This is a genomic window from Erwinia sp. QL-Z3, from assembly GCF_004551645.1.
Classification (GTDB): Bacteria; Pseudomonadota; Gammaproteobacteria; order Enterobacterales; family Enterobacteriaceae; genus Erwinia; species Erwinia billingiae.
The window spans coordinates 3,767,430-3,783,188 of sequence record NZ_CP037950.1; the positions used below are offsets into that span (position 1 = coordinate 3,767,430).

Below are 15,759 nucleotides of genomic sequence, written 5' to 3' on the forward strand. Positions count from 1 at the left end.
TAAGATCTCTGATAACAAGGAGAGCACTATGACGCTTAATCATCCGCACAATCGCCCCATTTTGGTCTTTGGCAGCACCGGTCAGCAAGGTGGAGCCGTGGCTTCTGCATTATTATCCCGTGGCCTACCGGTCAGGGCATTCGTTCGCGATCTGACCAGCCCCGCCTCCATGAGTCTGGCGGCCGCTGGCGCACAGTTGGTAAAGGGCGACTTCAACGACGGTGAATCTATCCGCGAAGCACTGCGCGGCGTCTATGGCGTATTCAGCATCCAGCCAAGTTCAGGGCAGGGTGAAGCCTACGGCGTGACGGATGAGCAGGAAATTCGTTACGGCAAGACGATCGCCGATATCGCCGTCGAGCAACGGGTTCAGCATCTGGTTTACACCTCGGTGAACGCCGCAGGTCAGGGCCCCACCGGGCTGGGGCATTTTGACAGCAAGACCGAGATTGAGAACCATATACGGCAGATGGAAATTCGCTATACGATTATCCGACCAGCGGCCTTTATGGAACTGCTGCTGCTGCCTGGCATGGCGCTGGATCAGGATAAATTCACCTTCTTTGCCCGCCCGGAGCAGGCTTTTCAGCTTATCGCCGTGCAGGACATCGGCAAAATTGTGGCTGAAATTTTTAGCAAGCCGCAACAGTTTGTGGGACGAACCCTCGAGATCGCCGGCGATCGGGTTACCGGGAATGATTTGCAGGCTTTGCTCAGCCAGGCAGCCGGTAAACCTATCCACTATCAGCGTTTCTCCGAGACGCTGCTCAATGAGAATGATTTTCTCAAGCGTCTGGCTGCCGTGATAGACGACGGTCGCTGCGCCGGTCATGCGGATTTGCCGGCGCTGAACCAGGAGTTTGGTCATTTAACCCGATTGCAGGAATGGCTGGCAGGGCCAGGCAAAGAGGCGTTTGCCGCGGCATTAGTCAATGAGGGTGCCAATATCGCTTTGCGGTAATCCGAAACGGTTAACATTCTTGACCCGCTATCCGAACTGATTTAAACCATAAGCAACACATCAAGCTGGGCAATTTTTATACCTCTTTATCGCCTTCATTTATCAGCCATCCTTATCTCAGTCGTGGATTAGGATGGTCTGCACAGACATGTTATTTACACATTTGAGTTAGTGATCCTATTAATTTAACTTAGTGCAAACGCTAATAGTGAATTAACGGCGAGTGGTATTTTATTATTATTATTTTTGTTGTTAGGGAACTCTCTGATTGTTAAAGTGATATTCTTCTTTTCATCATTTACACAATCCTTACAATCAGAATAACGTTCAGCAGACTTATGAAACTTAATACAGGGAAGTGGGTGGCATTAGCCATCGGACTAATGACGTTCAGCGCCATAGCGGCACCCTTGTCACCGGGCGATCATGATTTCATTCAGAATGAACAAAGCCAGCGCCTGCAGCAGAATCAGGACCAGCGCGATGCGCTGTGGCATGCGGCTACGCCTGAAAGCCGGCCCGTTCCGCAGCCCAATCAGAATGGACCGTGTTTCACCGTTCGTCACATTCTAATCAAAAATTCCACGCTGATATCAGAAAAGCAAAAACGCACGTTTATCCGCCCTTATATTAATCGTTGTCTGAACTTAACGGAAATTAATGCGCTGGTACACGCTATTTCTGACTGGTATATGCAACGTGGCTATATCACCAGTCGGGCATTTTTAACCGAGCAGGATCTCACGCAGGGCGAACTGGTTATTCCTGTGCTGGAAGGCAGGCTGGACAGCATTCGTCTGGATGGTGCACATACGCGCATTTTAAAAACGACCTTTCCGGGAATGGAAGGGGGCATTCTGAACCTGCGGGATATTGAGCAGGGAATGGAACAAATCAATCGCGTGCAAAACACGCCTGCGCAAATCGAAATCCTGCCCTCGCCAAAAGCGGGTTATTCGGTGGTGAACCTCACGACGGTATCGCAATTCCCGTTAAGCCCGTCGCTCAGTTTTGATAACAGCGGACAAAAATCCACCGGTGTTGGCCAGATAAACGGAGCGCTAACCGGGAATAACTTACTGGGCATTGCTGACAAGTGGTTCATCAGCGGTGGCCGAAGCAGCGCGTTCAGTCATTGGCGTGACGCCCAGAACCTGCAGGCCGGCGTGAGCGTGCCTTATGGCTATGGACTGCTGGATTACAGTTACAGCTGGAGCAGCTATCACAGCAGCTTCGAGAATAACGGATATACCTGGCTAAGCAATGGCGACAACAGTGCGCACCGCTTAAATGGTCCCTGGGTGCTGTTTCGTAATGGCGATATCAAAACCGGCGTTCAGCTCGGCCTCAATCATTATTCCAACCACAACTATCTCAACAGCACGCTGTTGCAAACCAGCAGTCGCAAAATTACCAGCCTGCAGGCAGGTATCGCTCACACCCAAAAAATCGCCGGCGGCGTGGCCACCCTCAACCCGATGTTCAGTCGTGGGATGCCGTGGCTCAATGCGGAGAGCGATCGGGGAAAAAACGGCGACTTGCCCAAGGCTGAGTTTCGTAAATGGAGCCTGAGCGGCAGCTATCAACGTCCGCTGACGGCGCGGGTGTGGTGGCTGAGCAGTTTTTATGGCCAGTGGTCACCGGACAGACTTTACGGCAGTGAACGCCTGACCCTCGGTGGGGAAAGCTCAGTGCGCGGGTTTAAAGAGCAATACCTTAGCGGTGACGTGGGTGGCAACCTGCGCAACGAGGTGAATGTCAGCCTGATGACGTTGCCGGTGGTGGGAGAAATCAGCACCACTGTGGCCCTCGACGGTGGCTGGCTCAAAAGCGACAAATTCAACCGTGGCTACACCGGGTCGCTGTGGGGAAGTGCCGTTGGCATCACCACCCGTAATCAGCACGTCTACACCCAATACACCCTCGGTGTTCCGCTCAGCCATCCTGACTCGCTGCATCCCGACAATATCAGTATTTATGCCCGCATCGGGCTGACTTTCTAAGAGGCAATGATTATGGACGATCGTCAACCCGTTTCCCTTTTTCGTCGCGCGCTGAGCTACCTGATTTGCGGTCTGATTGCCACGCAACCTTTGCTGCCGGCTTTTGCTGACCAGATCACCCCGGTGACGCCCGGCACCAAAATAGATGCGGCCGGCAACGGCGTGCCGGTGGTGAATATCGCCACGCCCAATCAGGCCGGTGTTTCCCATAACCAGTATCAGCAGTACAACGTCGGTAAAGAGGGGCTGATCCTCAATAACGCCACCGGACAGCTAACTCAGACGCAACTTGGCGGGCTGATCCAAAATAACCCCAACCTGAAAGCCGGTCATGAAGCGCAGTCGATCATTAACGAAGTGGTGGGTGCCAACCGCTCACAGCTGCAGGGCTACACCGAAGTGGCGGGCAAAGCAGCCAATGTCATTGTGGCCAACCCCTACGGCATCACCTGTAACGGCTGCGGCTTTATCAATACGCCAAACGCCACGCTGACGACCGGTAAACCGCAACTGGATGCAAACGGCAATCTGGCAGCGCTTGAAGTCACAAAAGGTTCGGTGATTGTTGAAGGACAGGGGCTTGATGGCAGCAGCGCCGATGCGGTGTCGATCGTCGCGCGCGCCACGGAGATCAATGCCGGGATCTACGCGAAAGATTTGACGGTGACGGTTGGTGCAAACCGGGTTGGGAAAGATGGATCGATCACACCCATTGCCGGCGAAGGCGCGGCTCCTTCTGTCGCAGTGGATACCCGCGCGCTAGGAGGCATGTATGCCAACCGTATTCATCTGGTGTCGAGCGAAAAAGGGGTTGGCGTTAACCTCGGTAACCTCAATGCGCGGCAGGGCGATATGGTGCTGGATGCCCAGGGGAAACTGACGCTAAACAACAGTCTGAGCAGCGGTTCGCTGACGGCAAATGCCAGTTCGGTGACCCTCAGCGGTGATAACAAGGCCAGCGGGCAGGTGACGGTTAATGTCGTGCAGAATATTGCTCTGGAAAAGGGCACGCTGGTTAGCGATGCCGGCATCCAACTGCGGGCGAAAAACCGGTTTGACAACAGTGGCCAGATAACGGCCAGCAAAAATTTGTCGGCTACTGCGCAGCAATTGAATAACAAAGGCATGTTGGCCGGCGCAACGACTACTGTTGTGGCGACCGACCTGCAGAACAGTAAAGGCGCGGCGATTTCTGCGGTGAATAGCCTGGCTATTAACAGCAACAGCCTGGTGAATCTTGGCGTGTTTTCAGCGCCAGTTCTGTCACTCAGCAGCGCGGAAATTGATAACAGCGGCTTGATTCAAGGCTCACAATCGCTTGGTATAACGGGTAATCGCTTAACAAACCTCGCGGGTGGCACGCTCAGCTCTGATAACAGCTTTGCATTGAACCTTCCTGAACTGAATAACAGCGGGCTGATCACCAGCGGTGCCACGCTGTCGCTGTCCGGCAGCAATCTGACCAATCAGGGTGAAATTAATGCGGCTGATATTGCTGCACACAACACGATTTTGAATAATCAGCAGGGCGGCCTGCTTCTTGCGGATAACACCCTGTCTTTACAGAACAACTCGCTTGCTAACGCAGGCCAGATAGCCGCTGAAAAATTGGATATCGACACCGCCCAGGTCACTAACACGGGTACGCTACAGGGTACCGGGTCTCTGCAAACCCAGGGCAAACAGCTGACGAACAGCGGGACGTTGCTCAGCGGAGGCCAGATGACGGTCGCTGCGGATAAGCTTGATAACCAGGGCTTGCTGCAGGGACAACAGCTCACACTCACATCCCGTTCCACTGATAACAGCGGCCGGCTGATGGCGCAGGTGCTGACCCTACAGGGCGATTTGATCAACAGCGGCTTGATGCAGGGTACAAAAACCCTGGCGTTGCGGGGCGGAGACGTTAGCAACAAGCGCGGTGGACAGTTGCTGAGCGGTGGGACGCTGAATGTTCAGGGCAACGCCTTAGATAATCAGGGCTCTGTAGAGGCCGATCGGCTTGATGTAGCGCTGCAAAGCTGGCAGAACGCAGGCAACACCCGCGTCTCCACACTGCTGAGTGCTGAGGTCAGCGGAGCGCTGCATAACAGTGGCACATTGGTGAGTGAAAAGGATTTTAATCTGACCAGCGGTGACATCACCAACGCCGGTACGCTGGCGGCCGATCAACTGAACATGACGGCACAGCAGGTCAATAACACGGGCCTGCTGCAGGCTGACAATGCGCTGTTGCTCAATAGCCGGGAAGTTACGAATAGTGCTGATGGCGTGCTGCTCAGCGGCGGTGACTTAACGCTGACGGGGTCAACCTTCAACAATGCCGGTGTCTGGCAGGGACAGGGGCTTACTTATCAACTCGATTCACTGCTTAATACCGGTACCGTAAACGGTAAAGCTGCCTTAACGGGGACATCATCAACATTACTTGATAACCGCGGCAGTTTGCTAACGGGCGGTAAAGCAAAGATCACCGCAGTCCGTTTGCTGAATAGCGGCAAAATCATGGCGACGAGTCTGCAGCTACGTGGTGGCTCTCTGGGTAACAGTGGACTGTGGCAAGGAGCCTCTTCTCTTGATGCACAAGCCACCAACGATCTGACGCAGACCTCAACGGGTAAAGCGTTAAGTGCTGGTGATCTCCTCCTTAATGCCAGCAATCTCAGTACGGCCGGAACATTGCAGGGTGCCAACGCACATATTACCGCCAACACCTGGTGGCACCAGGGTTCATTACTGGGCACGGACGGGATGTCGGCCGCAATCGATGAAGAATTGCGCAACGACGGTGAATTGCTTTCAGAAGGAACCGCGCAGTTTTCAGCGCAAAATCTGCTGAATAACGGTTCGATGCTGGCTGAGAAAGCCATGACGCTTAATGGCGGCGCACTGAACAACACGGGTACCGTGCAGGGCGAAACGCTGGATATTACGCCAGCCAGCGTAACCAATCAGGGCAGTATGATTGGCCTGCAGTCGCTAACTCTTGGGCCGCTGCAACAGCGCAGTGCGCTGAGAATGCGCATCGCGCAGGCAACACCGTCGCGCGTTCTTATCAATAATGCCGGCGGTAAGCTGCTGACTCAGGGCACGTTGAGCCTAACCGGTGACACTGTAACCAATAACGGCATCTGGCAAGGACAGCAAATTCTGCTGGATGCCAATAGCCTGACGAATGGCGGTGCCATCCAGAGCGCGGACGGCCTGCAAATCACACTGCGCGATAACCTCACATCCACTTCTGGCAGCAAGATTTCGGCCAACGGCAGCGCCGTATTCAATGCCCTTAATTTCACGAACCAGGGTCAGTGGATCGCTAAAAACCTGACGCTGCAGGGTGGGACGTTAAACAATAATGGCGACATCAGTGGTGTGGATGCACTCAGCGTTCAGCTTAGCGGGGCACTGACGCAGCAGCAGAATAAAACGCTGTTGAGCGCTGGCAAGTTGGATCTGCATTCAGCGTCGTTAAGTAACGCCGGGCAGATTCAGGGACAAACCCTTGAAGTCACCACCGGGGAAGTCAATAACGCCGGGCGTATTCAGGGGGATAATAGCCTTGCAATCACTGCCAGCGGTCGGCTGACTAATAATGTCAGCGGCACATTGCTCAGTAAGAGTGGACTGACGCTCACCACGCCGGAACTTTACAACTACGGGCTGATTCAGGGTGGTACAGGCCGTATTACGGCTAATAACACAGCGAATAATAGCGGCAAAGTACTTTCAGCGGGTGAGCTGACATTTAATACCCCCCAGCTCACCAACAGTGGCTGGCTACAGGCGGCGCAACTGACTCTTAACGCCGCCAATGCCACCAACAGCGGCACATTGCTTGCCGATCAACAGGGAACGCTCACCGGCTCGCAACTGGAGAATCAGGGCATGGCACAGGGCGGCAATCTGGCAGTCAATTACGCACAGCTCAATAACAGCGGAACGGTGTTAGGCGTTGACCAGCTCACCGTCAATGCCACCCAGGTCACCCATCAGGCTTCGGGGAGACTGTTCAGTGGCGGCAGTCTGCTGCTGAAAAGTACCGGATTTGATCAGCTCGGTCAGGTCGTGGCGTTGGGCGACGCTACCTTGCAGTTAATCAATGGTTTTACCGGCAGAAACACGCTGGCGGCAGGCAACCGCCTCAGCATTAGCAGCAATGGTGCTATCGAGAACCAGAGCCAGATGCAGGGTCAGGCAGTGACGCTGAGTGCCGGGGGCGATCTCACCAATAACGGACAGATCACCACCGGAACCGGCGACAGCAGCCTCAGCGGCAACCGCATCAACCTGAACGGCGCAGGGTCATTACAGGGCGGCGGCAATCTGGCGCTGACCAGTCGCAGCGATGTCGTGGTGAATGGCTTTACCGGCACGCTTGGCAATCTGACCATCAACTCGCCAGGCAGCATCATTAACACCGCGCTGCTGTATGCCGGCCAAAATCTCTATCTGTACGGCAACAGTATCCAAAATCAACGCGGCGACATGCTGGCAGGTAACAGTCTCTGGCTGCAGCGAGATGCGGCGGGGAATGCCAACGGGGAGGTGATTAATACGTCCGGGACGATTGAGTCACAGAATGGTGATATCACCATTAAAACCGGGCATCTGCTTAATACGCGGGATGGGCTCACGACGAGTTCCACCACCATTGAGGGGCCCGGTATTCCAGCTGGAGCTGAAAGCGGGTCTTTTGAGCTGGAGTTGGCTGACTTTTCTGTTGAAAATAAAGAGTTAGGTTACTATTTCAAAGAATCTAAAGGTGGTAGCAGTGGACACGGCGCGAGCGGAACCGTACGGGCCTATCTTGCACCAACTGAAAAAACACGCGTAAAGCGCTATCTGGTGAGCGAAACCAACGTAACTGCTTTTGCTGACGGAGGAGCTGGTCGGATCGCGGCAAGCCGGGACCTTTCAGTGAGTGCTTCTACGCTGAACAATCAGGCAAGTTATCTGCTTGCCGGCAGGAATGCGAATCTGTCAGGAGGACAGTTGAATAATGCATCCTGGCAGAACGGGACAACCAGCCAATATTTAACCTACACCTCATTAGCAGACATAAGGCCTGTTATGCAGGTCATTGTTAAGAAAAAACCTGGTGAGGATAACATTGGCGCAAGCAACGTAGAGTTTTACGATCCGGATCGGTTCGCCATAAACAGGGGTAACACCAGCGATGAAACCGTCACGTACATTTTGTCTGGCACTCCTGAATATGAGACGACTTACACAGGGGACGGATTACGGGCCGTTATCCAGGCGGGAGGCAGCGTCAATGCCAGCTTCAGCGGCGACATCAGCAACACCTCAACCACGGCGAATGCCGGATGGAGCGGGAATACGCTGGCCGCACCAGCCCTCAGCGGTCTGTCGGGCATAAACAAGACGACATCATTACAACGCCAGCAGTTGACGGGCAGTGAGAATGTGGCGATCAACTCGCCAGAATGGCGCGATCAACTGCAAAATGCGCTGCAGCAGGTTAACGGCGGCGCGACGCTGGGGGATCGGTCAGAAGCGACAAAAAACCTCACTGACGTTGAAAAGGCACATAATGCCGCCAGTGGCACCAGTGTGCTGCCCGCATCGCTTCACCATTACGCCGCTGCGAACGTCGACACCAGCGCCTATCCGCTACCCTCCAGTGAAAATGGCTACTTCGTTACAGGAGACAGCAAAAGTCCGTACCTGATCACCCTCAACCCAAAACTCAATGGATTAGGGCAACTCGATAGCAGTCTGTTTGGCGATCTCAATGCGCTGCTGGGTAAACAGCCGGGGAGTGCGTTGCAGGAAACGCGTCAGCAATATACCGATGTAAACACCTTCCTCGGTTCGGCCTATCTGCTTGATCGCCTCAACCTGAAACCTGAAAGCGATTACCGCTTCCTCGGCGATGCGGCGTTTGATACGCGTTACGTCAGCAATACCGTGCTTAATCAGACCGGTAGCCGCTATCTGAATGGGATTGGATCCGAGTTGGATCAGATGCAGTACCTGATGGATAACGCGGCAGCGGCACAGCAATCACTCGGGCTGCAGTTTGGTATATCTCTGACGGCAGAACAGATCGCGTCACTGGATAAGAGCATTATCTGGTGGGAGTCCGCTTCAGTGAATGGCCAGACAGTACTGGTCCCTAAAGTTTACCTGTCATCCAAAGACGCAGCGATGAATGACGGCAGCGTAATTGCAGGTAATAACGTCACGCTGTCAGGTGGCAATATCACTAATAGTGGCAGCAGCATGACTGCGCAGAACGCCGCAGCGATAGACAGTCAGAATAACATCGACAATCTCAACGCAGGTCTCATTAAAGCGGGCAGTGACCTTCAGCTAGGCGCGTTAAACAATATCAACAACGTCAGCTCAACCATCAGTGGTAAAAAAGTTGCTCTGGAGAGCATTAACGGTGACATCAATAACATCACCGCCAGCTCAATGTGGACGATAGGCGGCAACGGACCGGTGCAGGCAAGCAAGACGCTGATTGGCCAGAAGGCGGCGATTACGTCACAAGATGCGCTCAGTCTGAAGTCCGGCAACGATATAAATATCACTGGTGCCTCACTCAATGCTGGTGGCGATCTGCTGCTCAATGCCGGGCACGACCTCAGTCTCAACAGCATCGCGACCAGCGAAAGCCGCAAAATAGGCAACAAAGAAACGCATAGCTCAGGTGCCGAGCGCACAACGCTTTCCAGCGGCGGCGATCTGACGTTAAGAGCCGGGCAGGATATAACCAGTCAGGCGGCAGCGCTGGCAGCAGAGGGTGATATTGGTCTTCAGGCGGGACGTGATATCAACCTTGAAGCGGAAGCGACAACATCCGGCAACAGCGAGCGCGGCAGCAAGAAAACGGTGATCAATGAAACCGTGCGTCAGCAGGGCACTGAAATAGCCAGCGGCGGCAATACTTCATTAATAGCAGGCCATGACATCAACAGTCAGGCGAGTGATATAACGGCTCAACAGGACATTACATTGCACGCCGGTAATAACGTAGATCTGGGTACTGCAACAGAGAGCGATTATTACTACAAAGAAGAAACCAAAACCAAAAAAGGTCTGCTCAGCAAGAAGACGACGCATACCATTCAGGAAGACAGTGCAACCAATGAAAAAGGCACGCTGCTAAGCGGGAATAATGTCTCCGTTTCTGCTGGAAATGACCTGCTGGTTAAGGGTTCTCAAGTGGTTGGTGACGGAAAAGTTGACCTAAACGCAGGTAATAACGTTGAGATCGCAGCCGCAACCAACATGGATTCGGCCTGGCGTTTCTCGGAAACCAAAAAAAGCGGTTTGATGGGTACCGGTGGGCTAGGGATTAGCATTGGTAGCAGTAAATCTCTTCACGAGATGAAGCAGAAAGGGACTACGCAAAGTCAAAGCATTAGCACGGTGGGTAGCACCGCCGGGGATGTTTCAATTACGGCTGGTAAGCAACTTCAGGTCAACGGTGCCGATCTTATTGCCGGTGGTAACATGGCACTCCAGGGCGATAGCGTGACAATCACTCCGGGCCATGACGTACGGACGCGTGATGAACGGTTTGAACAACGCACGAGTGGCCTGACTCTTGCGCTCTCCGGTGCAGTGGCTGAAGCAGTCAATAGTGCTATTGCCGCAGCGCAATCTGCAAAGCAGGAGAGTGACGGACGACTTGCCGCATTACAGGCGACAAAAGCGGTACTCTCCGGTGTACAAGCTAATCAGGGAAGTCAGCTCGCACAGGCAAATGGCGATCCCAACAACGGCATTGGCATCAGTCTGTCACTGACTACTCAACAATCTAAATCACAACAACACCAACAATCAGACACGGTTAGCGGCTCAACGATCAATGCCGGAAAAAATCTCAGTATTGATGCGACCGGTAAAGGAAACGGTGTTAATAGCGGTGACCTGCTGATTGCCGGCAGTCAGCTGAAAGCCGCTGGCGATACCTCCTTACATGCAGCAAACGACATCACACTGGCCGCGGCGTCTAACACGCAACAGACCACCGGAAAGAACAGCAGCAGCGGTGGCGGAGTTGGGATCAGCTTTGGCGTAGGGTCGGGCAGTGCAGGGCTTAGTATCTTTGCCAGCGTCAATGGCGCTAAAGGTCATGAAAAAGGCAATGGTACTGTCTGGAGTGAGACCACTCTGGATAGCGGTGGAGATGTATCTATTACTAGCGGCCGTGATACCACGCTCAGCGGTGCGCAGGTGAATGGCAACAGCGTCAAAGCTGATATTGGGCGTGACCTGACGATGGCCAGCCTTCAGGACAGCGACAATTACGATTCGAAACAAACCAGTTTTGGGGCAGGAGGCAGTTTCACCTTTGGTTCCATGACGGGCTCTGGTTACGTCAACGTCAGTCAGGACAAGATGCACAGCAATTATGACAGTGTGACTGACCAGAGCGGGATTTATGCGGGTAAGGGCGGTTTCGACATTACGGTCGGTAATCACACGCAATTGAACGGCGCCGTAATTGCCAGCCAGGCGGACGCTGATAAAAATCGTCTTGATACCGGTACCCTGGGTTATACCGATATTCATAATGAAGCAGATTATAAAACCGAACATGCGGGAATTGGTATTAGTTCTGGTGCGAGCATGGGGGGGCAGTTTGCGGGCAATATGGCAAATACACTGCTGGCAGGCGCAGGGGGTTCCGGGCATGCAGAAGGAACCACCCAGTCTGCTGTGGCACAGGGCACAATCATTGTTCGTGATAAAGCCAATCAACAGCAGAATGTGGATGACTTGAGCCGTGATACCGAGCATGCTAACGACAGTATCAGTCCGATCTTTAACAAAGAGAAAGAACAAAAACGTCTGCAGACAGCGCAGTTGATAGGTGAGATCGGCGTGCAAGCAATGGATATTGCCAGGACGCAGGGCCAGATAGAAGCCACAAAAGCCGGTAAGGCAGAGCTGGCTGCGAAAGGCGTTAAAGAACCGGGTGAGAATGCCACGAAGGAAGAACGTGCCGCCTGGAATAAAGCCCTGACGGAAACCTCCGGCTATAAAACGGCCCAACAGCAATGGGGAACCGGCAGCGCCATCCAGCAGGGTATCCAGGCGGCGACTGCGGCGGTGCAGGGTCTGGCGGGTGGGAATATCGCTCAGGCAGTCAGCGGCGCGGCGGCGCCTTACCTCGCTGAGCAAATTCATAATATGACCACCACAAAAGGCCCTGACGGTAAGGATGTGGTGAACACACAAGCCAACCTGATGGCTCATGCCGTGGTTGGTGCAGTAACTTCCTGGGCTGCGGGCAACAGCGCATTAGCAGGGGCCTCCGGCGCGGTAATGGGTGAATACATAGCCCAGCAGATGTATCCGGGCGTTGACCGTAAAGACCTGACGGAAGAGCAGCGCCAGACGATAAGCGCGCTGGGGACACTGGCGGCAGGACTTGCCGGTGGCGTTGTTGGTGACAGCACGGCGGATGCGGTTGCGGGGGCGCAGGCGGGTAAAACGTCGCTCGAAAACAACAATCTTATTCTGCCTGCACCAGTGCCTGTACCGGGCGTGCCCGTTGGCCCCGGCGATCAGGTCAAACAGGATGCGGATAAGCAGATAGCTTCCGGCCTGGACGGTTCGCTGAAAGATTTTGGTGAAGCCATAGATAAAGCCACACAGTGTTCATTCGGGCGGGCCTGTTCTGAAGATACTGGCGAAAGCAGCGCAAATCAGCCTAATATTGGAAAGGATCTGACCGATGCAGAGAAGGCTGAACTGAGTGGATCCGGATCCGGAACACCGGGCGGCTGGGAGCCTCAGGATGAGGAGAATGCGCGGAATAATGAGAATAAACAGAATAATAATTTTGATCGTTTCAAAAAAGATGATCTTGTCTCTTCGGCCAATGAGCCAATTAATGAGCAAGGATTATCAGCAGCGGCCAGAGCGTGGGAAAAACATGCAGGTAGACCTGGCGGTGTTTTTGAACCATTAAAAGGTAATCCCGCACAAAAAAGCGAAGCAGCTAATCAGTTTGTAAACGAAGTTTTGAACAATAAAAACACTGTAAAAACAGACCTGTCCAGAGGGGGCGTAGAATACAGACTTCCTGACGGTAGAGGGGTGCGATATAACTCTGATGGTTCATTTTCTGGTTTCTTAGATCCTAAAATGCCGAGATAAAAATATGGATAACAATTTTGAAATAACGTTCTTCAGTGATTCTAAATACGAAAAAATCACAGCAGAGATCTCTTATAAGGATCAAATAGTTTGCCAATTAAACAAAGATAAAGGTCCTGATAATATTGAGATCGAATTCTTCTCAGATGCCAGAATGTTAGCTGAACAGAATGCAATGAAATTTAGTCTGAGCAGCTTTTTGCAGATATTAGAGGAAGCAATGGAAGAATTGAAAGTATCCTAACCAAGATGGAATCCCAGCCCTTACAGCTGGGATTTTACTTTATAACCAGCGAGCTACCTTAGGTCTGCCGACACTCAATCGTCCCTTCCGGGATCTTCCGTGGCCGCTTCTGCGGTGTGCGGGTTCAACCACCTACAGCGCCATCTCGCCGGGTACTATCGAGATACGAAACCCGGACGATCAGCAGCAGGATGTCTCGCAACTCAGTCGGGACACGGCGTCCGCAGAGAATGCGCTAAAGGACGGCTTCGATGCTGAAAAAGTACAGAACAGCCTCACCGTACAGCGCGAGATGGCCGCACTGGCACAGCAGGTCATTACACAGACGTTCGATTATCTGAAAGAACAGGAGAAGCAAGAGCAGAAGAAAAAGCTTGAGAACGACAGCGAATTCAACAAGCTGTCTGACGTTGAAAAAGAAAAAGTGCTGGATAAGGCAGCCGAAGATAAATATGGTATTGGCTCAAAAATGCAGATTGCCGCGCAGGCCATCAGCGGCGTGTTTGCCGGCCTTGCGGGCGGGAACGTAGGCGGGGCTGTCGCAGCCGGTGCGGCTCCACTGCTGGCACAGATGGTGAAGCAGGTTTCGCAAGACAATGAGCCGTTGCGAATTCTGTTGCACACCCTGGCATCGGGGCTTATTGCCAAAGCTCAGGGCGGTAGCGTGGCTGGAGGCGCTGCGGGCGGGTTAACTGCAGGCTTAATGGGTTATAACGACGCGCTCAGTAAATTGTTGTTTGGCAGGGAGCCTTCTGAGCTGTCTGCTGATGAAAAAATGCTTATCGCCAATATTGTTACGCTGGCAGGCGCATCGACAGGCGGAGCAGTGGATGGCAGTGCAGGAATTGGAAGCGGGGCATATGCAGGCAGGACTGAGGTTGAGAATAACTATCTGAGCGTTGAGGAAGCGGAAAGAAAAGCGGTACTGGAGCGTAAGGAAAAATCCGGAGCCATTACACCTGACGAGAAAAATGAGCTGGCGGCAATCAACCAGACAGACAAATCCCGCGACCAAGCGATAAAAGCGGTCTGTACGGATGGTAATAAAGGAGGTTCAGGCTGCGGAGCACTGGTTGGCCCGGCACAGGAGGCGCTGAAGAAGTATGGTGAAAATGTCACTTACTCGCTGCTGTATAAAGACCTGTATCCGCAGGACGCAGCGAATCTTGAAAGTATACTTCAGGAGCTAGACGCGGGCAGCATCAGCCGGGATCAGGCGATAACGGCGATAGCGAAATCTTCAGGCAAAAGCTGGAATGAAGTCGCGAAACAGTATGATTCGGCGATGCAGGCACAGAGCATTGTGGTTGCGCTGGCGGGAATGAAGGGGATAGAGATATTACAGCCGGGTAAGGTAGTTAAACCGTCTGTACCAAATGAAGTGCTACCAAAAGGTTACAATATCGATCCAAAGAAATTCGATTATTTCTTCGGAAAAGTTACAACTGGTAATCCTCACAATATTGAAAGATCTGCTCAGAATTTAAATGATCTAAATATACTAGGAATAAATAATGAACAGGCACTAACAAGTTTGTTTAATAAAGCAGCAGTTGATGGTGCGATAATTTCTCAGAAATCGAATAACTTTGGTACTACTGTTGTTAAAAACATTTCTGTTTCAGATAAAGGAGCTATTCAAGTTGGTTTCTTTTATCCTAAAGGTAATATGTCAGCAACACCGAAGGTTACAACATTAATCCCTAAAATTGCGAGTTATAAAAAATGATAAACATTATCCCCCTAACAAAAGATGACTTTTATCATAAAAACATTCCCTCTATTTTTCATGATGTTGAATATGCTCATCATTATTACTGTGTTATTTGTGATGAAGTGGTGGTTTTTAAATTTTCTATGCAAAGTGAAATAAAACCTACCGTTATGAGATTAGACAATGTAATCATTATTGGCTTTGATCAGGTTGTAGCATTTTTTTGCCTCGCAGATAATGAATTAATTAAGAGAGTAGAACTATCTTCTTTCTTTTATAATTTTGAGCTTGATGAAAGATACATATTTGTAGTATGTGAAATTGAAGTTATTATTTTTATGAAAGAGACTCTTGATAAATATAAATGCATTGCTTTTGTTGAGTATATTGACCATGTCAAATTGGGTCAGGATGAAATTACGGTTTATTTTATAGATGGTTCAATTGAAAATATTTCAATTTAGAACTTTAAATCCCGGCCACTTTGTCATTACCGCCATGCTGTAGCGGTGGTTGATAACAGCCTGCCTTACGTCGCGAAAGGTTACAGACCTTCTTCAGCGTCTGCATGATCCCCGGTTCTTGCGGCGACGCGGGTAACTAGTAGTATAAATATAAATCCCGTCCACTGAGCCGGGGTTTTACTTTTTACACCAGTCAGTTACCGCCACTTATCAGCCGATTCTGTGGCGCG

General features: G+C 52.0%; 6 protein-coding genes. All 6 read left to right on the forward strand.

Annotated features, from left to right (window positions below; all coding sequences use genetic code 11):
* Positions 1-28: 28 nt before the first annotated feature.
* The 6 genes from E2F51_RS18090 to E2F51_RS18115 all read left to right on the forward strand — a co-directional run bounded on the left by E2F51_RS18090 (position 29) and on the right by E2F51_RS18115 (position 15,529).
* On the forward strand, positions 29-961 hold the full coding sequence (locus E2F51_RS18090; protein WP_134824153.1) for an NmrA/HSCARG family protein: 933 nt from the start codon (positions 29-31) through the stop codon (positions 959-961).
* Between the two features lie 338 nt (positions 962-1,299).
* The gene (locus E2F51_RS18095) at positions 1,300-2,964 is read left to right on the forward strand and encodes a ShlB/FhaC/HecB family hemolysin secretion/activation protein (protein ID WP_134824154.1); all 1,665 of its coding nucleotides are present in this window, start codon (positions 1,300-1,302) and stop codon (positions 2,962-2,964) included.
* Positions 2,965-2,976: 12 nt separating this feature from the next.
* Positions 2,977-13,107, forward strand: coding sequence for a hemagglutinin repeat-containing protein (locus E2F51_RS18100; protein ID WP_134824155.1), 10,131 nt, complete (start codon positions 2,977-2,979; stop codon positions 13,105-13,107).
* Between the two features lie 4 nt (positions 13,108-13,111).
* Positions 13,112-13,351 carry a hypothetical protein gene (locus E2F51_RS18105; RefSeq protein ID WP_013202207.1) on the forward strand — a complete coding sequence of 80 codons (240 nt, stop codon included), beginning with the start codon at positions 13,112-13,114 and terminating at the stop codon, positions 13,349-13,351.
* 292 nt (positions 13,352-13,643) lie between these two features.
* Entirely contained in the window at positions 13,644-15,080 is a 1,437-nt protein-coding gene (locus tag E2F51_RS24110; RefSeq protein WP_245174130.1) for a DUF6862 domain-containing protein, read from the forward strand.
* Positions 15,077-15,529 (forward strand): hypothetical protein, encoded by a 453-nt coding sequence (locus tag E2F51_RS18115; RefSeq protein ID WP_134824156.1) that lies wholly within the window; start codon positions 15,077-15,079, stop codon positions 15,527-15,529. Before E2F51_RS24110 ends, E2F51_RS18115 begins: the two co-directional genes overlap by 4 nt.
* Positions 15,530-15,759: the final 230 nt, after the last annotated feature.